20 protein-coding genes are annotated in these 23,826 nt (G+C 46.1%); 15 read left to right on the forward strand and 5 right to left on the reverse strand.

Annotated features, from left to right (window positions below):
• Nucleotides 1–36 precede the first annotated feature (36 nt).
• Nucleotides 37–1,383, forward strand: coding sequence for an adenylosuccinate lyase (purB, locus tag J7I42_RS30160; RefSeq protein ID WP_209143305.1), 1,347 nt, complete (start codon nucleotides 37–39; stop codon nucleotides 1,381–1,383).
• A 44-nt stretch (nucleotides 1,384–1,427) separates the two neighbouring features.
• On the opposite strand, the gene J7I42_RS30165 is transcribed toward purB, so the two are convergent.
• Together J7I42_RS30165 and J7I42_RS30170 are read right to left on the reverse strand one after the other, a co-directional pair.
• Entirely contained in the window at nucleotides 1,428–2,465 is a 1,038-nt protein-coding gene (locus J7I42_RS30165; RefSeq protein ID WP_209143307.1) for a GNAT family N-acetyltransferase, read from the reverse strand.
• 193 nt (nucleotides 2,466–2,658) lie between these two features.
• On the reverse strand, nucleotides 2,659–4,254 hold the full coding sequence (locus J7I42_RS30170) for a peptide chain release factor 3 (protein WP_209143309.1): 1,596 nt from the start codon (nucleotides 4,252–4,254) through the stop codon (nucleotides 2,659–2,661).
• A gap of 109 nt (nucleotides 4,255–4,363) precedes the next feature.
• Here J7I42_RS30170 and J7I42_RS30175 point away from each other — a divergent pair, with 109 nt between their 5' ends.
• Nucleotides 4,364–5,260: a hypothetical protein gene (locus J7I42_RS30175; protein WP_209143311.1), complete on the forward strand. Its 897-nt coding sequence runs from the start codon at nucleotides 4,364–4,366 to the stop codon at nucleotides 5,258–5,260.
• On the opposite strand, the gene J7I42_RS30180 is transcribed toward J7I42_RS30175, so the two are convergent.
• Nucleotides 5,211–5,843: an MgtC/SapB family protein gene (locus tag J7I42_RS30180; protein ID WP_209143313.1), complete on the reverse strand. Its 633-nt coding sequence runs from the start codon at nucleotides 5,841–5,843 to the stop codon at nucleotides 5,211–5,213. The two genes, J7I42_RS30175 and J7I42_RS30180, sit on opposite strands and share 50 nt — an antisense overlap.
• Before the next feature lie 95 nt (nucleotides 5,844–5,938).
• Here J7I42_RS30180 and J7I42_RS30185 point away from each other — a divergent pair, with 95 nt between their 5' ends.
• The 6 genes from J7I42_RS30185 to J7I42_RS30210 all read left to right on the forward strand — a co-directional run bounded on the left by J7I42_RS30185 (nucleotide 5,939) and on the right by J7I42_RS30210 (nucleotide 14,975).
• Nucleotides 5,939–6,808 (forward strand): aldose 1-epimerase family protein, encoded by an 870-nt coding sequence (locus tag J7I42_RS30185; RefSeq protein ID WP_209143315.1) that lies wholly within the window; start codon nucleotides 5,939–5,941, stop codon nucleotides 6,806–6,808.
• Between the two features lie 158 nt (nucleotides 6,809–6,966).
• Nucleotides 6,967–8,217 carry an ABC transporter permease gene (locus J7I42_RS30190; protein WP_209143317.1) on the forward strand — a complete coding sequence of 417 codons (1,251 nt, stop codon included), beginning with the start codon at nucleotides 6,967–6,969 and terminating at the stop codon, nucleotides 8,215–8,217.
• Nucleotides 8,218–8,511: 294 nt separating this feature from the next.
• Nucleotides 8,512–9,555, forward strand: coding sequence for a tRNA (adenosine(37)-N6)-threonylcarbamoyltransferase complex transferase subunit TsaD (gene tsaD, locus J7I42_RS30195; protein ID WP_209143319.1), 1,044 nt, complete (start codon nucleotides 8,512–8,514; stop codon nucleotides 9,553–9,555).
• Nucleotides 9,556–9,860: 305 nt separating this feature from the next.
• Nucleotides 9,861–10,517, forward strand: a complete 657-nt coding sequence (locus J7I42_RS30200) for a tRNA1(Val) (adenine(37)-N6)-methyltransferase (RefSeq protein ID WP_209143321.1) — start codon at nucleotides 9,861–9,863, stop codon at nucleotides 10,515–10,517.
• A gap of 441 nt (nucleotides 10,518–10,958) precedes the next feature.
• The gene (locus J7I42_RS30205; protein ID WP_209143323.1) at nucleotides 10,959–11,870 is read left to right on the forward strand and encodes a hypothetical protein; all 912 of its coding nucleotides are present in this window, start codon (nucleotides 10,959–10,961) and stop codon (nucleotides 11,868–11,870) included.
• 273 nt (nucleotides 11,871–12,143) lie between these two features.
• Nucleotides 12,144–14,975: a CHAT domain-containing protein gene (locus tag J7I42_RS30210; protein WP_209143325.1), complete on the forward strand. Its 2,832-nt coding sequence runs from the start codon at nucleotides 12,144–12,146 to the stop codon at nucleotides 14,973–14,975.
• A 1,333-nt stretch (nucleotides 14,976–16,308) separates the two neighbouring features.
• Here the strand turns inward: J7I42_RS30210 and J7I42_RS30215 are convergent.
• Both J7I42_RS30215 and J7I42_RS30220 read right to left on the reverse strand, forming a co-directional pair.
• Nucleotides 16,309–17,085: a tetratricopeptide repeat protein gene (locus tag J7I42_RS30215; RefSeq protein WP_209143327.1), complete on the reverse strand. Its 777-nt coding sequence runs from the start codon at nucleotides 17,083–17,085 to the stop codon at nucleotides 16,309–16,311.
• A gap of 3 nt (nucleotides 17,086–17,088) precedes the next feature.
• Entirely contained in the window at nucleotides 17,089–17,691 is a 603-nt protein-coding gene (locus J7I42_RS30220) for an RNA polymerase sigma factor (protein WP_209143329.1), read from the reverse strand.
• A gap of 885 nt (nucleotides 17,692–18,576) precedes the next feature.
• On the opposite strand from J7I42_RS30220, the gene J7I42_RS30225 reads away from it, so the two are divergent.
• From J7I42_RS30225 to J7I42_RS35795, 7 genes are all read left to right on the forward strand, one after another.
• Nucleotides 18,577–18,930, forward strand: coding sequence for a helix-turn-helix domain-containing protein (locus tag J7I42_RS30225; protein ID WP_209143331.1), 354 nt, complete (start codon nucleotides 18,577–18,579; stop codon nucleotides 18,928–18,930).
• 894 nt (nucleotides 18,931–19,824) lie between these two features.
• On the forward strand, nucleotides 19,825–20,292 hold the full coding sequence (locus J7I42_RS30230) for a hypothetical protein (RefSeq protein WP_209143333.1): 468 nt from the start codon (nucleotides 19,825–19,827) through the stop codon (nucleotides 20,290–20,292).
• A 30-nt stretch (nucleotides 20,293–20,322) separates the two neighbouring features.
• On the forward strand, nucleotides 20,323–20,790 hold the full coding sequence (locus J7I42_RS30235) for a hypothetical protein (RefSeq protein WP_209143335.1): 468 nt from the start codon (nucleotides 20,323–20,325) through the stop codon (nucleotides 20,788–20,790).
• Between the two features lie 31 nt (nucleotides 20,791–20,821).
• Complete coding sequence (locus J7I42_RS30240; RefSeq protein WP_209143337.1) at nucleotides 20,822–21,169, forward strand: helix-turn-helix domain-containing protein; 348 nt, start codon at nucleotides 20,822–20,824, stop codon at nucleotides 21,167–21,169.
• A 222-nt stretch (nucleotides 21,170–21,391) separates the two neighbouring features.
• A complete protein-coding gene (locus J7I42_RS30245) occupies nucleotides 21,392–21,826 on the forward strand; it encodes a helix-turn-helix domain-containing protein (RefSeq protein ID WP_209143339.1) in 435 nt (144 codons plus the stop codon).
• Between the two features lie 424 nt (nucleotides 21,827–22,250).
• Nucleotides 22,251–23,390 carry an acyltransferase family protein gene (locus tag J7I42_RS30250; protein ID WP_209143341.1) on the forward strand — a complete coding sequence of 380 codons (1,140 nt, stop codon included), beginning with the start codon at nucleotides 22,251–22,253 and terminating at the stop codon, nucleotides 23,388–23,390.
• A 99-nt stretch (nucleotides 23,391–23,489) separates the two neighbouring features.
• On the forward strand, nucleotides 23,490–23,702 hold the full coding sequence (locus J7I42_RS35795; protein ID WP_209143343.1) for a glycosyltransferase: 213 nt from the start codon (nucleotides 23,490–23,492) through the stop codon (nucleotides 23,700–23,702).
• Nucleotides 23,703–23,826: the final 124 nt, after the last annotated feature.

Here is a 23,826-nt window from a genome sequence, read left to right on the forward strand (position 1 = left end):
AGGTACTCGACGTATCTTAATAAACAACAATTGTTCATGGAACTAAAAGCACTCACGGCCATCTCCCCTATTGACGGTCGCTATCGTCATCAGGTTCAACATCTTGACGAATATTTCTCTGAATTCGCATTAATTAAATACCGCGTACTGGTAGAAGTGGAATATGTGCGGTTCCTGGCCGACAAAAAATTCTTCTCGCTTTCTGCGGCGCAGAAAAAAGCCCTGCAGGAGGTTTGTGATAACTTCTCCGTTGACGACGCCCTTAAAATAAAGGACACGGAAAAGATCACCAATCACGACGTAAAAGCTGTAGAATACTTTCTAAAAGAAAAAATGGCTGCAATGGATGCCGAAGCCATCCAGGAATGGGTGCATTTTGGCCTTACCTCGCAGGATATTAATAATACCGCCATTCCGCTTTCGTGGAAACAGGCTATCGAGATCGAATACCTGCCCGCCGTACTGAACTTCAACCGGCAGCTGGAGATCCTGGCTACCGAATGGAAAGAAGTCCCCATGCTGGCCCATACCCATGGCCAGCCTGCCAGTCCAACCCGGTTAGGCAAGGAGATCATGGTGTTTGTAGAACGCATCGGCAACCAGGTAGAACAGGTTATTCAGGTGCCCGTTACCGCCAAATTCGGCGGTGCTACCGGTAACTTCAACGCCCATGCGGTGGCCTTCCCCGGTAAAGACTGGGTGGCTTTTGGTAACGAATTCGTAGAAGGCGTACTGGGTCTGCAACGCCAGCAGTTCACTACCCAAATTGAACACTACGACAACCTGGCCGCTCACTTTGATGCCATGAAACGCATCAACAACATCCTGATCGATCTTTGTCGCGATATCTGGACTTACATTTCCATGGAATACTTTAAACAGCGTACGCTGAAGGGCGAAATAGGCTCCAGCGCCATGCCGCATAAAGTGAACCCCATCGACTTTGAAAATGCCGAAGGCAATCTCGGCATAGCCAATGCCTTGCTGGAACACCTGGCCGCCAAATTGCCGGTGAGCCGTCTGCAACGCGATCTTACCGATTCAACCGTTTTGCGTAACATCGGCGTGCCGTTTGCACACATCATTATCGCTATAAAATCAATCGAAAAAGGATTAAGTAAACTGGTGTTGAATTCCAATGCGCTCAATGCCGACCTGGAAGAAAACTGGGCGGTAGTGGCCGAAGGCATTCAAACCATCCTGCGCCGCGAAAACTACCCGCAGCCTTATGAGGCGCTTAAAGAACTGACCCGTGGCAAGAATGGAATTAACCAGGAAAGTATTCACGAGTTTATTGATGGACTGAAAGTGTCTGCTACTATTAAAAAGGAATTGAAGAAAATTACACCGCAGAATTATACGGGGGTGAACCCGGAATTTTAAATAATTGACCAGTTGATCAGGTAACTGATCAACTGGTCAACTAATTAACTGGTCAACCGGTTAACTTTATATCTCCACCAATACATATCCCCTTTCTGTTCAAACCGGTTAAACCCATTCTTTTCTACCACCCGAATAGAAGGCTTATTGCCGGCATTTGTTTCTGCCAGCACAGTGGTAATATCTGATCGGCGGCAAGCCCATTTCAACAGTCCTTTTACGGCCTCGGTCATATAACCTTTGCGCTGCATGTTAGGCATGGTGCCATAACCGATCTCTACACAGCCGTCCATCGTGGGCGGACCTTTAAACCCGATCTCGGCTACAATAGTGCGGCTTAATTTATCAACGACCAGCCAGAAGGTGTAAAAGAGATAATCGGGTGAAGGCGCCTTTCGCATCAATGGCAATGTTTCCTTTACTACCCTGTCATGCACGGGTGGCGCCATGGCGCGGCCAAAAGGTGTCAGGTTCAGCGTCTTTTCCAATTCATCATTGCTCTTGCAGTATAACTCTAATTGTGGAATGGTAAGTGGAAATAAATGAAGGCGTTCTGTTTCTATAACATCGGGGGTGCTGCTGGTAAAATAACACAGGGTCTTATTGCCTTCCTGAATATTGGGTTGTTGTTCAAACCCACACCGAAGCAATACTTTTTGCGAGGCAATGTTGGCGGTTTCTGTTATCGCCACTATGCGCGACAATTTCATCACCTCAAAAGCATACTGTTTGCCGGCAATGGTGCTTTCAGTAGCATATCCCTTGCCCCAGTAATCTTTTAACAAGGCATACCCTAACTGTATTTCCTTATGCCGTTTGGCATCAACGCTTTCAACGGGGATAATGGCAAAGGAGCCAATAAAAGCGCCGGTCGCTTTTTCATCCATGGCCCAGCGGCCCATCAGTGGATGTTGCTCATAGTAAATGATATTCCGCCTTAAAAACAGCGAACATTCCTTTCGGTCGCGAGCCTCGCGGATATACCGCATCAACTCCGGATCTCCATTCAGCCGAAAGAAATTTTCTTCGTCTTCAAATGTGTACCGTCGTATTATTAACCGCTCTGTTTCGAATATAACCATGCTTACTAAGTTAAACTTTCTTAGTTCGTGGTTAGGGGTAAGCTAAAGTAAGGTTCGCCATTGAGTGTAGAATAATCAGAATGCAAAAGCGTTCCTGACTGGTCGTGCTCAAAGTGAGCACCAGACCTGTCAGGTCCAAGACATCAAACTAAAAGTGCAAGACTCAATGATGGACCTTACAGGTCTGCAAATCTTAAACCGCCTCCTTATGGATCTCGCTCGTAAAGTGGAACTCGATATCCGGGTTGTTGCTGCGTTCGGTATTCAGGAACCATTCGCTTTGCGCCAGGTATACCAGGTGGCCATCTTTATCGGTGGCTATGTTGTTCGATTTGAAACGGGTGAACTCGTCCAGCTTTTTAGGATCGGCACTGGTGATCCAGCAAGCCTTATAGTAAGGCATTGTTCTAAATTCGCACGAAGCGCCATACTCCTGCAACAGGCGGTACTGGATCACTTCAAACTGCAGGTCGCCCACACAGCCAATGATCTTTTTATTACCCCCAAACTGGGTGAACAGCTGGGCCACCCCCTCATCAGTAAGCTGTAAAAGACCTTTCTCCAATTGCTTGGTTTTCATCGGATCTTTGTTGATCACCTCTTTAAATATTTCCGGAGAGAAAGAAGGAATACCGGTATAGTAAAAATCTTCTCCTTCGGTAAGCGTATCACCGATCTTGAAGTTGCCTGTATCAAACAAACCAACCACATCGCCGGCATAGGCTTCTTCAATCACATCTTTATCGCGGGCCATGAAGGTGTAAGGGTTGCTGAAACGCACATCCTTATCCAACCGTACGTGGTGAAAGTATTTGTTCCGCTCGAACTTGCCACTGCAAACGCGTAAAAAGGCAATCCGGTCGCGGTGTTTGGGGTCGAGGTTGGCGTGGATCTTGAAAATAAAACCCGAGAATTTATCTTCTGTGGGCGGTATTTCCCGTACTGACGTCGCACGCGGACGCGGTACCGGCGCAATGCGGATAAATGTATCCAGCATTTCCTTTACTCCGAAGTTGTTGATGGCGGAGCCAAAGAAAACCGGCGCTACTTTACCTGCCAGGTAATCATGCACGGGCAATTCGCCGTATACGCCATCCACCAGTTCCACATCTTCCCGCAGGATCGTAGCATCTTTCTCCCCTACCTTTTCATCGAGCAACGTCAGGCTAAGGTCTGAGATACTTACGGTATCATCATCGGTAGCCTTGGTATTGGCGGTGAAAAGCAACAGGTTTTTATCGTGCAGGTTGTATACCCCTTTAAAATCCTTACCACTGTTAATGGGCAGGGTCATGGGGTGCAGGGAGATCTTTAATTCGTTCTCTATTTCTTCCAGCAGGTCGAACCGGTTTTTACCGTCCCGGTCCATTTTATTGATGAACACGATCACCGGGGTATCGCGCATGCGGCAAACTTCCATCAGGCGGCGGGTCTGTTCCTCCACCCCGTTCACGCTGTCAACCACCAGAATAACGCTGTCAACCGCGGTAAGGGTGCGGTATGTATCTTCCGCAAAGTCCTTGTGACCGGGGGTATCGAGCAGGTTGATGAGAATATTTTTATATTCAAAACTCATTACCGACGTGGCTACCGAGATACCTCTCTGACGCTCAATTTCCATAAAGTCACTGGTAGCGTGTTTTTTGATCTTGTTGCTTTTTACCGCCCCGGCCGTTTGAATGGCGCCCCCAAACAGGAGGAATTTCTCGGTAAGCGTGGTTTTACCGGCATCAGGGTGCGAGATAATAGCAAAAGTGCGTCGTTTATGAATTTCGTTATTGTATTTCATTGTGTTATAATCTGTCAGGAGGCAGTATCTAGCCTCGAAAATTGGCGCAAAGGTAACATTTTAAAGGGTAATTTTATCAATGTCGCCCCTAACCAGCACCAATCCCAACATGAAAAAATTACAAATACTGATCTGTGTAATACTGGGCAGCCTTTTTGCCCGGTCCCAGCCCCTTGAAGAGCTGGTGCAGGACGTGCAGGCGCATAAAACTTCCATGACCCAATTAAGGGCCCTTTTTTCGAAACATCCTTCCTACGAAGACGCGAGTGAGTTTGGATATAATTTTGCGATGCTGGGTCAGCGGACTGATAAAGCTGAATTTCATTATACCCTGGCGGATAGTATAACCCGGCGGATGACAGTAGAGACCACCTACAAAAAGGATCAGGTTGGTTATATAAAAATTAAAGGCCAGTATTACGATAAAACAGCTGGCACATTCATCTGGCAGACTGCCTATACCTACGTTGATACGCCCTTTACCAACCAGATGCTGGAGGCTTACAACAAAATACACCAGACCCAATTTACCTGGAAAGACTTGTACGAAGACAGTTGCAAAGGTTTTTTCATAAACATGAGCGGCAGTGATTTCGCCGATTCTGCCTTTGATGCGGAGGGAAATTTTAAAGATAGAATAATCCTTAGCAGGCCCATGAAGCTGGAATTTTACCCCCTGATAAAAAGGCGTGACCACAACGCTATTATTAAAAACTGCCTGTCGTTTAACCCCGCCCGCAAAGCCTATGGCGCGGTTTGTTTGTATGCCTTGCAACAACTGGGTGAACCCTTGTCAAAAACAGAAAAACATTTATTAAGGAAATGCCGGCGATGCCGGGAAAAGGTGTTGTATGATGCCAGCACAGATCTCATCGACCTGGTTAAAGTAAGGGCATTACTTGGTTCCAATAAACACATGCGAGAGGAGTGCCGCTGGTTACTACTTCCCAATCAACCTAAAACTCAAACTTCTGAACAGTTGCATCATTCAACACATGTCCGATAAAAGCATCGTGGTTCTTTCGGGAGCCGCCTGCTTCCCAGGTAGCTTTACAGGTCTGATCTTCGCGGCATAGTTTCCCGCGCTTGTATTTGAGGTGGTATCGTTTCATCAGGTCTTCAAAATGCTCAAACACCTTATCGTGGTAGGGACAAGTGATCTCATACATATTCACGCGATTGATCTTATCGATCCAGGCTTCAATAATTTTGAAAGACTGTAAAATACCTACCAGCAAAATACTTCCGCCCAGGGCTATATACTCATGACCAGCCCCCACACCTATTCCCAGGGCTGCCGTTGCCCAGATCGTAGCGGCCGTGGTAACGCCATTGATACCGGTGCCCCCCATAAAGATCACCCCGGCACCCACAAAACCGATCCCGGTCACAATGTTACTGGCTATACGGTCGGGCGAGGTACGCATGCCGATCTCCATGGAAAAAATGGTAAACAGCGTGGCTCCCAAACAGATCAGCATCAGCGTGCGCAAACCGGCAGATTTATTATGATATTCCCGCTCGGCGCCAATAATGCCACCGATCACAACGGCGATCAAAAGCTTTATTACTATATCTAGCGTATCCATTTATTGAAGATATTAAAAATTGTATAATCGTGCCACGGTTCGAAACCCTGGCACGGTTTGCGTCAACTTATCAACTAAACCCCTATCTTTCCATCATGTTTACTATAGAAAACAACCAGGTAAAAGCCGTTATCAATGCCAAAGGCGCCGAGCTCACCCAATTGATTGTAAAGGAACATCAGCTGGACTATATGTGGGGTGGCGATCCGGCAGTTTGGGGCAAACACTCGCCCATTTTGTTTCCCATTGTTGGCTCGTTAAAAAACAATACGTATTTCTATAACGGACAATCTTACCAGTTACCCCGCCATGGTTTTGCCCGGGATAAACAATTCGCGGTAGAAAGCCAGTCGGCCGATACCATTACTTTTTTATTGCGGAACGATGCCGAGATCGCCACCGTGTATCCCTTTGCGTTTGAACTGCGTGTGCGCTATACGTTGGTAGAGAATTCCCTGGCAGTTGCCTATGAAGTAGTGAACTGTGGCAAGGAGGAGATGTACTTTTCCGTGGGTGCCCATCCGGCATTTAAGGTACCTCTCGCCCCTGGTACCGACTATACCGATTACTACCTCGAATTCAATCAGCCGGAGACCGCTCCCCGCTGGCCTATTTCTCCTGATGGACTGATAGAACAAACGCCGTTACCCCTGTTACAAAATACCAACCGGCTCAATCTTTCGAAAGACCTGTTTCAAAAAGATGCGCTGGTATTAAAAGGCATGCGTTCAACTATTGTTACGTTGGGTTCCACCAAAACACCCCGGGGGTTCCGGTTCGACTATCCGGGCTTTCCATTCCTCGGCATCTGGGCCGCCAAAAACGCCGATTTTGTTTGTATAGAACCCTGGTGTGGGATCGCTGATAGTGTGGCTACCTCACAACAACTTCAGGAGAAAGAGGGCATCAACAAGCTGGTGGCTGGGGAAACTTTCAATCGTACCTGGACAATCTCCCTCCTGTAATACAAAAAGGCGGGCAATGGGTAATAGGCAATGGGAAGAAGGCTAAGGGCAAAGAACCGCCAGGCGGCAAGGTATTCTTCAGCCCCTTCCTTCAGCCAAAGCAACCATTTAACACTACAGCTACTTAATAATCAGTTGCTTCATATTATATTTGACTTATGCGCCGAGTCCTTGAAATATTGGGCAGTAGCCTGAACCTAACCTGGCAGGAATTCAAAAGCCATAAAATTCGCACCTTGCTCTCACTGACCGGGGTGGCCTTTGGTATCTTTTGTATTATCAGCGTGCTGGCCACGGTAGACAGTCTGGAATACCAGGTGCAAAAAGACATCAAAGCCCTTGGCACCAACACCGTGTACATCGACAAATGGGTGTATGCCGGTGGTCCCGATTATCCCTGGTGGCGCTATGTAAAACGCCCTTCCCCTTCGTACGAGGAAATGCAGCTCCTGAAACAAAAAGTACCTGCCGCATCCAACGTGGCTTTCAATATCAATACCAACAGTTATGTAGGGTTCGAGAACGATGTCATCAACAGTGTGAACTACTATGGCATCACCGATGAGTTTGTAAATATTCAACCCGTAGATATTGAACTGGGCCGTTACCTGCAACCCGCCGATTACGACTTTGCCGCCAATGTGATCGTAATGGGATATACCATTGCAGAAACGCTTTTTGGCAAACCTGAAAAAGCAGTGGGCCAAACCGTTGTTTTAAAACAAGGTAAACGGGCCCTGGTGGTCGGACTGATAAAAAAACAAGGTAAAAGCTTTGTGGGTGGTTGGGAATATGACAACAGCATCTTAATGCCGCTGGGTTTTATGAAAGAAATGGTGCGGGAGAAAACCAGCAATCCGATCATTATGGTGCAGGGTAAGGAGTCGGTCCCAATGGAACAACTGCGCGATGAGCTCACCGGCGCCATGCGGTCCATCCGTAAACTGAGACCCACTCAGGAAGATGATTTCGCCCTCAACGATATCGATGCCTTTAGCAGTTTTGCCAGTGAGATCTTTGGCGGCATCAATAAAGGCGGCTGGTCTATTGCCATCCTCTCGCTCATTGTAGGCATGTTTGGTGTGGCCAATATCATGTTCGTGACCGTGCGGGAACGTACCTCCCAGATCGGACTGAAAAAAGCCATCGGCGCCAAACGCTCCGTTATATTGACCGAATTCCTGCTCGAAAGCGCGTTCCTGTGTATCATGGGCGGCTTGTTGGGGCTTATCATAGTGTTCCTGCTTACCCTGGCCTCCAAGGCCATCTTTGGGTTTGCAGTGTTTATTGCACCCGGCATTCTGGTACTGGCCATTTCCATTTGTATCATTGTAGGGGTCTTAGCTGGGATAATTCCTGCGTCAATTGCTGCTAAAATGGATCCTGTTGTAGCTATAAGGAGTAAGTAAAGCCAGGGGTGAATGGGCAATAGGCAATGGGAATTTCCGACTAATAGCTAAACGCGCTTCCGGCAGACGGCAAACGGCAGACGGCAAACGGCAAACCCTCATCGCGGCAATTATGAAAACCGTCTACTCGCCTGCGGCTCGATGTTCAAAGCGTCTTCCTCCTTGTCAACCTGCATCGCGCTCCGAAGCTTTACCGCCGTCTCCTTCGGCTATAGCGGTCTAAGAGCGAAGGAGTGGCGTAGGAGGGCCTTTTCCTGATCAACTGGTCAACTTCCCTTTCCTTATCTTTGCGCCGTGAGCATAACTATCTTAGCAATCGAATCTTCGTGCGACGAAACCGCTGCCGCTGTTTGTCGCGATGGCGTCATTCTTTCCAATTTTATTGCCAATCAAACCGTGCATGAACAATATGGTGGCGTAGTGCCCGAACTGGCATCCCGCGCCCATATGCAAAATATTGTCCCGGTCGTATATGCCGCTTTACAAAAAGCCAATCAACAGTCGGGCGAACCTACTGATGAGGCCTCCATTCATGCCTTGTTACAAAGCGTACATGCCATTGCCTTTACCCAGGCGCCCGGACTGATCGGGTCGCTGCTGGTTGGCGCCCAATTCGCCAAATCGCTGGCGCTGGCGCTGAATGTACCCCTCATTGCCGTTCACCATATGCAGGCACATGTGCTGGCCAATCTCATCGAAGATCCCAGGCCGGAGTTCCCCTTTCTTTGTCTGACCGTAAGCGGTGGACATACCCAGATCGTGCTGGCCGAATCGCCGCTGTCATTAAAAGTGATCGGTGAGACCATGGACGATGCCGCTGGCGAAGCCTTTGATAAATCTGCCAAATTATTGGGACTGCCCTACCCCGGCGGCCCCCTCATTGATAAATACGCGCAAACGGGTGATCCCAACCGGTTCAAATTTCCGGAGCCACAAATACCCGGACTGAACTTCAGCTTTAGCGGATTGAAGACCGCCATCCTGTATTTTCTGCAGGAGAACACGGCTAACAATCCAAACTTTATTGAGGAGAACCTGGCTGATATCTGCGCCTCTATCCAGCACCGCATCATTAGTATTTTGCTGAATAAGGTAAAGGCAGCTGCCCGTACTACCGGTATCGATCAGATCTGTATTGCCGGGGGCGTAAGCGCTAACAGCGGGTTACGCAAAGCCCTCACCGAAATGGGACAAAAACACAACTGGCGCACGTTTATTCCCGCCTTTCAATATTGTACCGATAATGCCGCCATGATCGCGATCACGGCGTATTATAAGTTCCTGGAAAATGATTTTGCAGATCTTAGTGTAAGCCCTACGGCCAGAGCGGAATGGTAAGTTAAAAGGCTGCAAGCTACAAGCTGTAAGCTTCAAGCCGCAAAGCGTTCGTTTGTGCCGGGTAAGATAACATAAGGCACCCAAGACCTGTAAGGTTCGCCTTTGGGCGCAGAACCCGCGGAGTGATGACGCGATCCTGACAGGTCTTACTAAGGGATTCCAGACCTGTCAGGTCCAAGGCATCAGACTAATAATGCAAGACCCAATGATGGACCTTACAGGTCTTCAAATTCAGAACTACTCAAAAAATGCCCAACACCTATTTCAAGTTTAAACAGTTTACGATAAACCAGGACAAGTGCGCAATGAAAGTCTGCACCGATGCGTGTCTCCTGGGCGCCTGGTTTTCTAAAAAAATACCGCAACATGCAACCGTCCTCGATATCGGGGCTGGGACCGGGTTGTTGATGATGATGCTCGCTCAACGCTCCCAGAGCGAGATCCACGGCATTGAAATTGACCCGGCAGCTTATGAGCAATTACAGGAGAACACCAGCCAAAACGACTGGAAACAGCGTTTACAGGTATTTGCCGGCGACGCCCGTACCTATTCCTTTCCGCATAAATACGATTACATCATTTCCAACCCGCCATTCTTTGAATCCGACTGGCTTTCTACCGACAACCGCGAACAAATTGCCAAACACAGCACCCTTCTTACCCTCGATGAACTGATCCACGTTATTGCCCATAACCTGCAGCCGCAGGGATCTTTTGGCATCCTGCTCCCTTTCCATCGCTGGGAATATTTTGATAAACTGGCCGGCTTTAATGGATTTTTCCTCCAGGAGAAAGTGGTGGTGAAACAAACACCCCGGCATGCCCCCTTCCGCGTTCTCTTACAATATACCCGTAACCCGCACCATCCGGCGTCTGCGATTGACCTTACCATTCAACAGATCGATGGGGCGTATACGGGAGAGTTTGTTGGGTTATTGAAAGATTATTATTTATATCTGTGAAAGCCGGCAATCGGCAATCGTGAATCGGCAATGGGTCTCCGAACACTTGGACCTCGCTATCTGAATCGTGAAACGTCTTTATTGCAGCACTCCGTTTAATATTAGTAATTGTTAAACGGCAAATCGTTCTCGCCTACGGCTCGATTAACCCAAGAACTCAAGAACCCAAAAACTAAGTAACTAACAAACAGGTATTTCGGATTAACTGATCAACTTCTTAATCGTTAGCAATCCTATTAACCTTACACGATGATTACCAGCTAAATAAATAGCGTGCTAAATAATATTTGTGTTTCATTAGCTAAATATTGAATATTTGTCCTTTATAATCCGTTATATATTTACCCGTATCCCTGAAAAACTACGGTGATACACGCGCTGGTACCTCAACCTAACCTTACCTTTTCAGTTTTGTGATTCCCGCGTAAAACCGAAACATACATGAAAAGCAGATCGATCACCCGTTTTCACTTGCTGTCATCGTTCGTATTGTTAGTTGCTTTTGCTGCCTGCAACAAAGCGGAGCAGGCAAAAAGAGATCAGGGAACTGATCCCATTGAGAATTCCTCTAATACGAGCACACCATTATTGATAGGTAATAACCAATGCGCCAATGCCCCCAATTATGGGGACAGCATTATCTATCTACAACCAGCAACCGGGCAATACTTCGTTAGCCCCGTGAATAACATCGGCATCAAAGGAACTTATCTCGCCTGGCCCGAAGGGCTGGTCATCAATAGTGCTACCGGCGCCATCAACGTTTCCCGGAGTGAGACCGGGGTACGCTACCTCGTTGGTTTTGTAAAGGAAGGCACCCAGGATACCTGTGTAAGCCAGCTGATCCTTGGCGGTATTACCTATGCGGACCACATTTATGTGATCGGGAACAACGACACCCTGGCTAAACCTGTCTTTAATGCCAACCCGTTGTTAGCACCCGTTTGCGATGCCAGCGACGACAACGATTACCCTGGCAATAACGGCAACGGCAATAACAAGTGTTCGTTCGATAATAACGCACCAGGCAGCAAAGCCAATGATCAGGCATTACGGGTACGCACGCTGAGCGGGATCATCAACCTGAAGAGATCCCTGGCCGATGGGCTTTTTGGTCCTAACCCGAGGAACGGCATGTCGAAGGTCATCAATGTCTCTTATACCCTGAACGATAATAGCAATAAAGCACAGCAACAACTCACTATTAAAGTGATGTATTACGACAAGGTGTCGAGCATCCCTGCTAACTTACAAAGTGAAGTGCAAAACAAAAGTGCGAACCTGATGAGTTTTACCATTGTCAGTTATAAACCACGGCCACCATTGTTGATCATTGCGGGCTATGCTAATTAATAATTAAGACCTGTAAGGTCCATCATTGAGTCTTGAACTTTCAACCTGATGTCTTGGACCCCGCAAGGCGGGGCAGGCTCTGACAGGTCGAGTTGAAGAGAAGTGAATTAAGACCTGTCAGGACCGCGTATACTTTCTATTAATGCAAGCTCAAGTGGCAGACCTTACAGGTCTTTCCGCATCATGCTTGCAGTTTAAAGCTGTATTCCGCGCTGATGTGTATTGCTTGCGGCTTGAAGCTTGAAGCTGTTTTATCTTATCTTCGACCTATCCATGAATAAACTGGTGAAGGCAACACGGGGCATTGTATGGAAAGGCTGGCTCTTGTTCGCCGCCTTGCTGGTTTGTGCGTACCATACTGGCAACCCCAACCAGCCCACGCCGGCCATGACGGCCCTGTACAAAAAGGCCAATCACCTGTTCCATTTATCCAATCCCACCGATGCTACCGATAGCCTGGCGCTGGCAGCCTATCAACAGGTAATAACGCTGGGAGAGAAAAACGCCGTCGGCCCCGACTCCCTGTTGTTCTATTCTTATTTGAACACGGGTATTTTGCAGGAAGTACAAACCAATTATCCCGCTGCCGTCAGGGCTTATTTGCAGGCACATCGCATCAAACAACAACTGCCGCAGTGGAGCGATTCGCTGTTATACGAAGTGGCCGAACATACCGGTTCGGTATATTACCACCTGAACAATTTTGATTCGGCCAGTTATTTTTTATTACAGGCAGAAACCCTGGCTGAACGCTTTCCCAATATTCCCGAAAAAGAACGGCTGTACAACGACCTGGGCGTGTTGTATTATGAGAATGGGAACTATTTACAAAGCCGCAATTACTTTACCCAGGCGCTGGAGATCATCAATAAAAAGACAAAAAAAGACGCCACCTGGGTGGTGAACATCGAGAACAATATTGCGGCGGCCTCGTATAAACTGGGTCAGTACCAGCAGGCCATTTCCATTTACAAAACCATTTGTTCGCAAAAGGTCTTTACCAGTCAGATCTTTTTAAACCTCGGACTGGCCTACAAAGCCATGGGCGATTACCCCGAGGCTCTGCGCTGGTTCCACCAGGTAAATACCACTACCCTGCCGCGGGTGTTTAACGAACTCGCGCATACGCATTTGTTGCTGCGGCACACTGATTCGGCCAATTATTTTCTGAAACGGTTTACCCAATCCACTTCCCCCTACAAAGCAGCGCCCAACAGTATGTATGCCGGCATGCATCATTTGTACCGGGGCGACTGGCTGATCAACCAACAACAATACGATGCGGCGTTACAAAGCCTGCAACAGGCTATTATTGTCTTTAGCGGGCATTTCAACAATACGGATATCCGGGCGAACCCTACGCAGTTCACCGGCACCTTTACCTCCTATCGCCTGTTTGATGCATTGTTAAAAAAAGCCACGGTCTTCGAAGCATTATATAAAGCTACTCATATCGAAACCCAGCTGCAAGCGGCCCTGGACACCTATGCCAGCGCCATGGCACTGTTACGATTTATTGAAAAAAGCTACGATACCGACGAAGCCAAACTGTTTCTGAAGAACAACAACCAGCAGGTGTATCAAAATGCGGTAAGTGTCTGTTTACAGTTACATGCATTGTACCCCAACAAAGGGTATGCGCAGGAAGCCTTTGTAATGGCGGAGCGCAATAAGGCGTCGGTGATGTACAGCGGCATTACCCAAAAAGGGTCGCGCAAACTGCCTGGTATTGACCCGGCTTTATTACAACAGGAACGGAACATCAAATACAACCTCGCGCGGTTGAGCATCCATAGTGATCAAACACCCGACAGTACCACACTGGTTAAACTGGCCAATGAAAAAGCCGATTATGAAATAAAGCTGGCGCAGGTACAACATGCGCTGGAGCAGAACAGTGCGTATTATCAACTTAAATACAGCGACACCTATCCGCGGCCCGATTCCCTGCAACAATATCTACACCGCGATCAGGCGGTGATCAGCTTTTATGCCACCGGCAATACGCTCCATGTATTTGTGGTAACGCGTTCGGGTTTTAAACAAACCCGCATCGATTCTTTTGCTACCCTGCAACAGGCTATCACACACTGGCTGACAGCCCTGCAAAACCCCGAAAGCGGGCGCCGGTTTAAAGGCGAGCCCTGGGGGCAACAATTGTATCAACGATTGGTACAACCCATACAAGCATTAACGGAAGGCACTACCGACTGGACCATCATTCCTGATAACATTCTCTATTACCTGCCTTTTGAATCATTACCCGCCGCGGCAGGCGCCGATGCCAGGACCTTGCTGGAAACAACCGAGATCAGTTATCAATTCTCATCACGCTTTATGGTAACGCAGGCTGCGAAAATGCCACCAACTAACAACAGCCTTCAAACCCTGGCCTTTGCGCCCTTTGCGGAGGCAGGTGAGCGCTTTCCGCACCCGGTTTATAATTTCATGCAGCAATTACCGGCGTCTGCGCAGGAGATCGCGTATTTGCCCGGTTTGACTTTTCTCAATCAACAGGCCACCAAGGAACAATTCCTGCAAAACCTGTCGCAATACCCCGTAGTGCATTTGGCCACCCATGCCATTGCTGATACCGGCAACAGCGCGGCTTCTTTTATCGCTTTCTACCCAACTACCCGGCAACCCACGCTGGATGCCCTGTACCTGGAAGAACTGTATGGGTTGAATATGGAAAAAACGCAGCTTATTATCATCAGCGCCTGTGAAACCGGCCATGGTCAATTAGTGAACAGCGAAGGCGTGCTGAGCCTTACGCGCGGGTTTGCTTATGCCGGTTGCGCCAGTATGGTAAACAGTTTATGGAAGGCCGATGATGCCGCTACAGCCGCCATTCTACACCAGTTTCATTGCTATTTACAAAAGGGGTATACAAAATCAAAAGCATTGCGGCAGGCAAAACTAGATTACCTGCACAGCAATGCATTGTATAAAACACCAAACTTTTGGGCCCATTTAATTCTCACAGGGGATAACCAGCCATTAGTGAAAGCGGTTAGCTGGTACTGGTGGTTGCTTGTTAGTAGCGCGGCAGTGGCAGTGCTGTTTGTAATGATCTACCTAAAGCGAAGAAAAAAGTCGACGTAGCTTGCACAGAAATACGGATTAAGATTGCTCTGATGTGTGTACTCCGGACTAATGCAGGTTCTGCGTTATCCCTTGAGGTCAAGACGTCGACTTTTTAAGGTTACATCCCGTAGCCGAGAGATGAATATCTTATTAAGACGAATTATTTAGAAAGACCTGGATGCATCATTTAAGCTTGCCTTATTAGAGGGTTGAATTGCACCTGACAGATCGAATTCTTCTCATTTAAAACCAGACCTGTCAGGACCGCATAAGCCATCTGATTGTTCAAGACCCGATGGCGGACCTTACAGGTCTTAGTCGTTCTTTCAACCCCGATATCCCAAACATCCTCTAATCCCAAAAATCCCAGTTCTGACAAAAAAAGATAATCGGGCTAGCTACGCCTGCCCGATTACCGGTCTGAAAACTTAAATCATTGTGTAAATCAGGATTCCATTACCAAGTGCATCCCTTTAAAATGCAATTAGGTTTAGTGCTTAGGGCAAAAAAACTATAAAACTAATCGTGTGTGCGTGTTAAAAAAATTCGTGAGAAAGGGCACCATCCAGGTTTCTCTGTCCCTCGTCTCGGCTGAGCCGAGACGGGTCAGGTTTCCAATATCATGATCCGTTCCTCACGAATACAAAGTTTTGATCCGTGATGACGGAACCACACAGGTTTCTCTGTCTCCCGTCTCGGCTCAGCCGAGACTGATCAGGTTTCCGATATTATGGATCGGATCATCACGGATCTGTAGAGAAATTCGTGAAGACGGAACCATCCAGGTTTCTCTGTCGTAAATGCAATGATCTACTCAGGTTTCCGATATTATGATTCGGACCTTCACGAATTTGTAAGTATAATTCGTGAAGACGGAACCATCCAGGTTTCTCTGCAGTAAATGCTATGACTTACTCAGGTTTCCGATATTATGATTCGGACCTTCACGAATTTGTAAGTATAATTCGTGAAGACGGAACCATCCAGGTTTCTCTGCAGTAAATGCGATGATCTACTCAGGTTTCCGATATTATGATTCGGACCTTCACGAACTAGTAAGATATTCGTGAAGACGGAACCATCCAGGTTTCTCTGTAGTAAATACTATGACTTACTCAGGTTTCCGATGTTATGATTCGGTTCTACACGAATACGTAGGGATAATTCGTGAAGACGGAACCATCCAGGTTTCTCTGCAGTAAATGCTATGATCTACTCAGGTTTCCGATATTATGATCCGGGCCTTCACGAATAAAAAGACTTATTTGAAAGAGCTGGTTCTATTAATTAGTAAAAGCTGTTGAAAGGAATGTAACCGCGTAATCAACTTTTTTTTCAAAAAATCTTAAGATTATCGGTTCGCCTTGATTTTCAATAGTTGAAGATCTATTTTTCCTATCTGCATCGCCTGTTGGTGATACAAATGGTTGTTATTTGAGCGTATTTGTTGTAACAAATTGATACCGGCTACGGTTTTGTTTGCCCCCAGGTAACTCAGCGCCAGGTAAAACTGGGCTTCGTCCTGAAAGTAATCATCACCCGTTTGGGAATTGTTACGCAATACTTTTTCAAATTGTTCACTGGCTGCTGCCTGGTTATGCAGCTGTAGGTGGGCCATGCCGGCCAGGAATAAGGCTTTATTGTCAGTTAAGGTAGTTTGGTTTGCGGCGGCAATTACTCCGTTCCAGTTTTGTGAACGGTACGCTTCTTCCAGCTCCGAACTCGTTGCCTGCCCCCTGGTAGTGGTTAGTGTGTACTCAATAAACGCTTTTTCATACACATTGGTTGCGTCTACCGTAAAATATTTGTAAGCGACTGTGCCTACTATTAATACCAGAACGGCTGCAGCAACCCGCATGAATGGACGCAGTACCCGAACGCGCCCGTTACTATTATTAGTAGTATGTAATACCTCCATTGGTTGAATGGCCCTGAAATTCTCTTTAACCGCCGCTACCTGGTCGTACAACGCCGCATATTCCACCGCATCCACTGCCAGTTGCAGGTATTGCCATTGTTTACGCACTTCCAGGTCGGTATTGATCATTTCTTCCACTTCGCGCATTTCCCTTTCTTCCAGGGTCCTGTCGAGGTAATTGATCAGTATTTGTTCGTTGTGGCCTTCCATAAGTTATAGTTCTCGTTGGTTCATTTGCCGGGCGATCTCCGGGTTATTTTTTAAAAGCTCCGTCAGCGATTGCAGGCATTTATATTTTTTGTTTCGCACCACCTGTTCGTTTTCATATGGCAGGTGATGTACAATGTCTTTCATTGACATATTCTCGTAGTAGAAAAGCGTCAGCAGCTTTTTACAGTTCTCACCCAGTTTTCCCATCACTTCCAGGAACTGTTTTTTTACTTCCTGGTGAGCGATGTGCTGGCTTACGTCCGGTTCGGTAACATCGCGACTGGTCTCAAACGCTTTCTCACGCACTTCACTCCGCTCTCTTTTTTTCAGCTCATTCAGCCACAGGTTGCGGGCTATGGCCGTTAAAAAGGTTTTTACGCTGGCCTCGCCGCGGAATTTGTCTTTCTTCACCAGGTCGAGGAAAACAACCACCGTTTCCTGGAAAATATCTTCCGCATCGGCAGGCATGCCGCTGTTGGCCAGTATAAAAGACTGGATCGTTTGAGAATACTGCTGATAAATGAAATAAATGGCGTTGTTCAATTCATCACTTCTTCTGATGGCGGATAACAGCTCCGCATCAGAAAACGTACTGCCTTTTATCATATTAATAGTAAACGCGGGGCTGAATTATGTAACCAGCCTGATCACTTTTTTAATAAAAAAATAGGTGTGCTCGCAGAACGGGCGCTAAATTAACGAAGGAAGTTCCAAAATCTGTTTGAAAGCTGAATGAATTTGTACAATAACCCATCATTTTGACCCAGGTCAACACATTTGCCGTCGTAATAATATGTAAATGCGTCACTTAGGGGTATGGCGCAAGAGTCCGCTCAATGTCGTTTAGTTAAGCGAAATGGAGAGCTAAATCCCCTCCTCCGGAGGGGTCGCAGGGTGCAGCACATAAACACTGATGATAGGGGTGGGTATTATTTTGATTAATCTCGAATGAAACACAGGAAACCCACCCCTACCCCTCCCAGGAGGGGATTCCTTAAAACAAGCATTAAAAAGAGTCACATCGGGGCCTCTTTTTTCAAAAAAAAATAAATTTCCATACCAAATAAAGGTGAACATACCAGTTGTATCTCCATATATAACGCGTTTTATTTCAAAACACATCAGCCACATTATCCTCCAAACTAGTAGACAATCCATCAGCACCACTCTGACTATTTTGCCAAAACGGTGAAATTTAAAAATTGATAGTGCAAAACATGAACTGATTGATTCTTAAAATACTAACAGGCTAATTAACTTGCAATAGGAAAGTAGAAACCGTAATCATGGTCCCTGGTGACCGGACAACTTGTAGCGCCCTATCCATAAATAGATTGAATTGCTTAGGTAGTATGTTATAACTGTAACGTCTACCTGCTCTACCTGTTAAAAACATAGCGAGGCAAACGCAGTTTGAAAATGAATGTGGCCGCGGACGCTACAACCCACAACGGCTTTTACTTATCCGCACATTCATTTAAACCGGCGTGCATGCCCAAAACAAGATATAGCTATATTAGAAAGGATATACGGGATGCGGTAAGAAGGGTAAAAAAGATAATAGATGACAACCCAACGAACGGCATTACCAATGAAATGCTGGCCAACGAAACTGGCATCAGCCGCAATGTGCTGCAGAATGCCTTTAAACAAACGCATGGCGCACCCATTGGGCAATACCGGCTTAGATTACGCATGGCATACGCAAAACAATTGTTGGGCACAGGCAGATCTATCAAGGCAATAGCCATAACGTTGCATTATTCATCTATTAGTGCTTTTTGTAACGCATTTAAGAAATATTATGGGCAAAGTCCAACAGAATGGCGATATAACCAGAAATAAGACCTGTAAGGTCCATCACAGGATCTCGCACAAACAGTGAGCTATCTTGGACCTGACAGGTCGGGTTCTAAAAAACCGAGAAGACCTGTAAGGTCCATCACAGGGTCTCGCACAAACAGTGAGATGACTTGGACCTGACAGGTCGGGTTCTAAAAAACCGAGAAGACCTGTAAGGTCCATCACAGGGTCTCGCACAAACAGTGAGATGACTTGGACCTGACAGGTCGGATTCGAAAAAACCGAGAAGACCTGTAAGGTCCATCACAGGGGCTCGCACAAACAGTGAGCTATCTTGGACCCCGCAAAGCGGGGCAGGCTCTGACAGGTCGGGTTCTAAAAACCAATAAGACCTGTAAGGTCCATCACAGGGTCTCGCACAAACAGTGAGCTATCTTGGACCCCGCAAAGCGGGGCAGGCTCTGACAGGTCGGGTTCTAAAAACCGACAAGACCTGTAAGGTCCATCACAGGGTCTCGCACAAACAGTGAGCTATCTTGGACCTGACAGGTCGGGTTCTAAAAACCAATAAGACCTGTAAGGTCCATCACAGGGTCTCGCACAAACAGTGAGATGACTTGGACCTGACAGGTCGGGTTCGAAAAACAAATAAGACCTGTAAGGTCCATCACAGGGTCTCGCACAAACAGTGAGCTATCTTGGACCTGACAGGTCGGATTCGAAAAAACCGAGAAGACCTGTAAGGTCCATCACAGGGTCTCGCACAAACAGTGAGCTATCTTGGACCTGACAGGTCGGGTTCGAAAAACCAATAAGACCTGTCAGGGTCGCGTCTTCAGCCCGCAAGTTCAGCACCCAATGGCGAACCTTACAGGTCTTTAACGTTAATGATGCAACGATCCGGCACCGATTCAGTAGACCATTAAACCATTGCACATGAAACGGACCAATGAATCAGACAAAGACCCGATCACCCGGTTCCTGACAAACAACCTGGGGTTTTACACCAATCCCTTTGGTGTACAAAGCTTTCTGTTGGAAGACGGCGCGTTCAACATTACGGCCCACTATCCCGGCATTCTACTCGACACCGGTTATACCATGGAGGTGTGCATAGAAGATATTACGGTGGCACATTTCAGCCAACTCACTGGTATTACAACGGTTGAACAACTACACTTTGTTAGTCCGCACCTTTTACTCGAACTCTACATAAAGGGAGCAGCCATTTTAAGTGTTTTATATGATAATGGGGACTGCTGCTGGGAACTGGTTTTCCACCGGAAGGACGGCAAAGTGCATGTGAAGGATGAAGATGACGAACTGAGTTGGGTGGCGCGCAAGAAACTGGAAAAGCCGGCCGATTTTATTAATTACATCACGAACTACGCAAAAAAGCATTGATCTTATTATATAACACAAAACTCCCGGGGTATGACCAGGGCAGGCAAACATATTTATACATTCCTGGATGATCATTTAGGCATCTACGACAACCCCCAGGGTATAGAGTATATTATGAATATGGATGACAGCGTGTTTGTTGTTTGCAACCTGAATCCCCCACCCGAGCCCTATGTTGACTACGGTTTAATATACCCCAGCCAGCCATTCCAAACCTTTGTAGACGATTTTCAATTCTCCGGCACCCGTGCACTACAAACCATGACCCCTGACAAGCTATGGGCCTTGTACCAAAAAGGCAAGGTAGAGATCTTCTGTACCATTGTAGTAAAGGTCGTATTCTATGCATTGTATTTTCGCCTGGCGAAGAACAACACCATGATCGTACGCGATGATTACGACCAGGAGCACGAGTTGGGCATGGTATTTACCAGTCCCAACCAGTTCCTGGAATATACGGAGAGCCGGTTTTATGTTGAGACCGGCCCCCAATGCTGATTTATATCGTTTACCATTAAACTTTGTGAGTATGAATCCCGAAAAAAAATTCAAGCGTCATGTATTGATGGCAGTAACCGCCTACAAAGAATTGCTGGATGCCGAATGTTCCCTTGGTTTGCCGGCAGACCAACTCAGTGCCCAGTTTGGCGTAAGCCGCAATGTATTATCAATGGCCTTTAAAAAACTGTTTGGCGAAAGCATCCGCGATTACAAACTGCGCAAAAGGATGGAACGGGGGCAGGAATTATTTGATGCCGGCAAGGATGTAAAAGAAGTAGCCAAAGAATTGAAATACACCGAGACCCGTGCCTTTTCCACTGCTTATAAAAGGTTCTTTGGGTTAACACCTACCACCCTCAATAAGTTATTGCAATAGAGAGTATAACGGTGATCCGCAGTCAAAGTATGACAAACGAATACAAAGTATGCGAGCCGAAAATTTGGAAAGGGCTTTTTGAGAGTGTAACTTAGATAGCGAAACAATTCCAGGGGTGCTTAGGCGCTCCGACGCTAACGCTCCGGCGCAAGCGTCCAAGGCTATAAGGGCGCCTACGCCAAAGGCTTTGGCGCCTAAAACAAAACCTTAAAAACCTTGCAAATGGAAACCTTATTCAGGCCTGGCCTCGATGACGAGGATGATTATCCTTCCAGAAGGAGTGAAGAAGAAAGCACGCTCCAATTACAAAAAGCGTTACGTCGGCTGGATGCTTATATTGACAAGTGCGTAGCAAACGTTAAAGCCGACATTGACAATAATCCCCACAAACGCAAACGCGTCTCCTATTATGCAAGCAGAACAGGCGGCATCGATCAGCAGGACCTGGCGAGCGCGTTCAAAAACAAATACAAGGTTACCATTAGCCAATACCAGTTCCAAAAACGGGTGGAATTAGCCGCCAAGTTACTCCGGGACCGCAGGGTGAGCCTGGAGCGGATTGCCACCAAATGCGGCTATAGCAATACCAACACCCTAAGCAAGGCATTTAAAAAGGCATATAATCAAACACCGATCAATTATTTAAACAGTCTGTAAGAGCAGCTAAAGCTGTTATAAACTAACAACTACTTTCTACTTACAAAGGTTTATATTCTCTAGAATAAGGTTTACACCGGTACGCCGTGTTTGTCGAAACGCGGCTTAAACGGTGATCCCAATCCGGCATCCCGATACTTTTTTCATAAATGAACGTAAAAGCTGGTGATACAATTTATAACCTGAACGAAGGGCAATGAATGCTTTTATCAAAATTGTTGGGGCACCCTTCGACTTCGCCCCGAGTGCTCAGGGGCCTATCTCGTTATACCGAAGGAACATTTATCACTGGCTTTTATTTAGTTAATTATTACAGCGTTTCTATTTAACACTATCAATGTAATTAACCATAAAAGTGCCTTTTATTTAAAAGCGAAGATGTATTACTTTTTCCTTTATATAACTGTTAGTCAAAGACATCAACATGAAGCTTAACTCCATACAATTTTTGCGGGCGGTGGCAGCTTTGCTTGTTGTTTATGAGCATTCAATGGACATACAAAAGGAGCATGACATCTCTTTGCAACAAAAGTTCTATCATCTTGAACATTTCGGCTGTATTGGAGTTGACATATTTTTTGTGATCTCTGGATTTATCATCACCTATATCGCACACGACACAAAAGGAACGCAAGAAGCGTGGCTTTTTTTAAAGAGACGCTTTTATCGGATTAACCCTATCTATTATATAGCATCCTTAATTTACGCAGGTGTAATATTACTACAACTGTTATTTTATAAGGTAGAACTGACAAATTATTTCATAGACCTGACCAGATCTCTGCCTGACACTTTGCTAATATTCCCTGTTACACATGATGCTCATTTTTTCACACCTTTATTAATCGTAGGTTGGACTTTAAGTTTTGAATGGCTGTTTTATATACTCTTCTTTACTGTACTTCTGCTCAATGTAAAATATAAACCGATATATCTATGTGCTGTAATTATACTATTAATAAGCATTGGTCAATTAACGCAACCACATGACCTCCGGCTGCAGTTTATTACCAATCCAATAATGCTCGAATTTGTAATGGGTATAATTATTTGTCAATTATATTTAAAAAACACACATATACCTGTTTGGGCAGCCACCGCCTGTTTATTGGCCGGATTGATCACCTATGCACTAATTATCCGATTTGGATTTGGCAATATATGGAATTATGAATTAACAATAAATGGTCACTCCAGTTTCAAAAAATTCTTTTTCTGGGGACTTCCCAGTTGTTGTATCGTGGCCGGGTGTGTATTTATTGAAAAGAAAGGACGCTTATCCAGTCTTTTTAACTATAAATGGGCATTATTATTAGGCGATGCATCATATTCCATATACCTAACTCACATTAGCGTCTTTTGGGCCTTGACAATCTTGTATGAAAAAACAACTATTTTCTGGAAGGGCGATGTAATGATATGGCTTCAGTTGGCAGTTGCAATTTTATTTGCCATAGGATTTTACAAATTGGTTGAAAAGCCCTTATTACGGCAATTATACTTTAGTCAAAAAACAAAAGCAGAGATTAAACAACCAATTATTTCTATATCGAAAACTGTATAGATGAAACAAACATTGAGGAATTGTATGATATAAAATTGGCAGGTATACTTTTGGCAATTTATTAAATATAGGTTCTATGCTTATACTATATAAAGCACCTTGATAAACTTAAACTTTATTACTTGGAGTCTTTTCAACCACGATGTAAACCAGGGGAAGGGTGCGGCTATCCATACAGGCATAGCCCAGGCAACCGGCGAATACCTGTTGGTACAGGATGCCGACCTGAATGACCCGGACGGCTACAACACTCTTGAAATTCGTTGTGCCTGGCCCGGTAGATGTGGTATACGGCTCACGATTTATGGGTGACCATCCCAACCGCATCCTATCCTTCTGGCACTGCATCAACAACCCGAGCCTTACCGCATGGAAAACAGTTTACTAACTTTTCCGTACCTCTACTATCAAAATAACTACTTACACAAAAAGGTAT

This window comes from Niastella soli (genome assembly GCF_017742245.1).
Classification (GTDB): domain Bacteria; phylum Bacteroidota; class Bacteroidia; order Chitinophagales; family Chitinophagaceae; genus Niastella; species Niastella soli.

Bases quoted from the DNA above. Each gene is read 5' to 3' on its own strand.
- purB (WP_209143305.1), top strand. From the start codon at position 37: ATGGAACTAAAAGCACTCACGGCCATCTCCCCTATTGACGGTCGCTAT.
- J7I42_RS30165 (WP_209143307.1), bottom strand. From the start codon at position 2,465: ATGGTTATATTCGAAACAGAGCGGTTAATAATACGACGGTACACATTT.
- J7I42_RS30170 (WP_209143309.1), bottom strand. From the start codon at position 4,254: ATGAAATACAATAACGAAATTCATAAACGACGCACTTTTGCTATTATC.
- J7I42_RS30175 (WP_209143311.1), top strand. From the start codon at position 4,364: ATGAAAAAATTACAAATACTGATCTGTGTAATACTGGGCAGCCTTTTT.
- J7I42_RS30180 (WP_209143313.1), bottom strand. From the start codon at position 5,843: ATGGATACGCTAGATATAGTAATAAAGCTTTTGATCGCCGTTGTGATC.
- J7I42_RS30185 (WP_209143315.1), top strand. From the start codon at position 5,939: ATGTTTACTATAGAAAACAACCAGGTAAAAGCCGTTATCAATGCCAAA.
- J7I42_RS30190 (WP_209143317.1), top strand. From the start codon at position 6,967: ATGCGCCGAGTCCTTGAAATATTGGGCAGTAGCCTGAACCTAACCTGG.
- J7I42_RS30200 (WP_209143321.1), top strand. From the start codon at position 9,861: ATGAAAGTCTGCACCGATGCGTGTCTCCTGGGCGCCTGGTTTTCTAAA.
- J7I42_RS30205 (WP_209143323.1), top strand. From the start codon at position 10,959: ATGAAAAGCAGATCGATCACCCGTTTTCACTTGCTGTCATCGTTCGTA.
- J7I42_RS30210 (WP_209143325.1), top strand. From the start codon at position 12,144: ATGAATAAACTGGTGAAGGCAACACGGGGCATTGTATGGAAAGGCTGG.
- J7I42_RS30215 (WP_209143327.1), bottom strand. From the start codon at position 17,085: ATGGAAGGCCACAACGAACAAATACTGATCAATTACCTCGACAGGACC.
- J7I42_RS30220 (WP_209143329.1), bottom strand. From the start codon at position 17,691: ATGATAAAAGGCAGTACGTTTTCTGATGCGGAGCTGTTATCCGCCATC.
- J7I42_RS30225 (WP_209143331.1), top strand. From the start codon at position 18,577: ATGCCCAAAACAAGATATAGCTATATTAGAAAGGATATACGGGATGCG.
- J7I42_RS30230 (WP_209143333.1), top strand. From the start codon at position 19,825: ATGAAACGGACCAATGAATCAGACAAAGACCCGATCACCCGGTTCCTG.
- J7I42_RS30235 (WP_209143335.1), top strand. From the start codon at position 20,323: ATGACCAGGGCAGGCAAACATATTTATACATTCCTGGATGATCATTTA.
- J7I42_RS30240 (WP_209143337.1), top strand. From the start codon at position 20,822: ATGAATCCCGAAAAAAAATTCAAGCGTCATGTATTGATGGCAGTAACC.
- J7I42_RS30245 (WP_209143339.1), top strand. From the start codon at position 21,392: ATGGAAACCTTATTCAGGCCTGGCCTCGATGACGAGGATGATTATCCT.
- J7I42_RS30250 (WP_209143341.1), top strand. From the start codon at position 22,251: ATGAAGCTTAACTCCATACAATTTTTGCGGGCGGTGGCAGCTTTGCTT.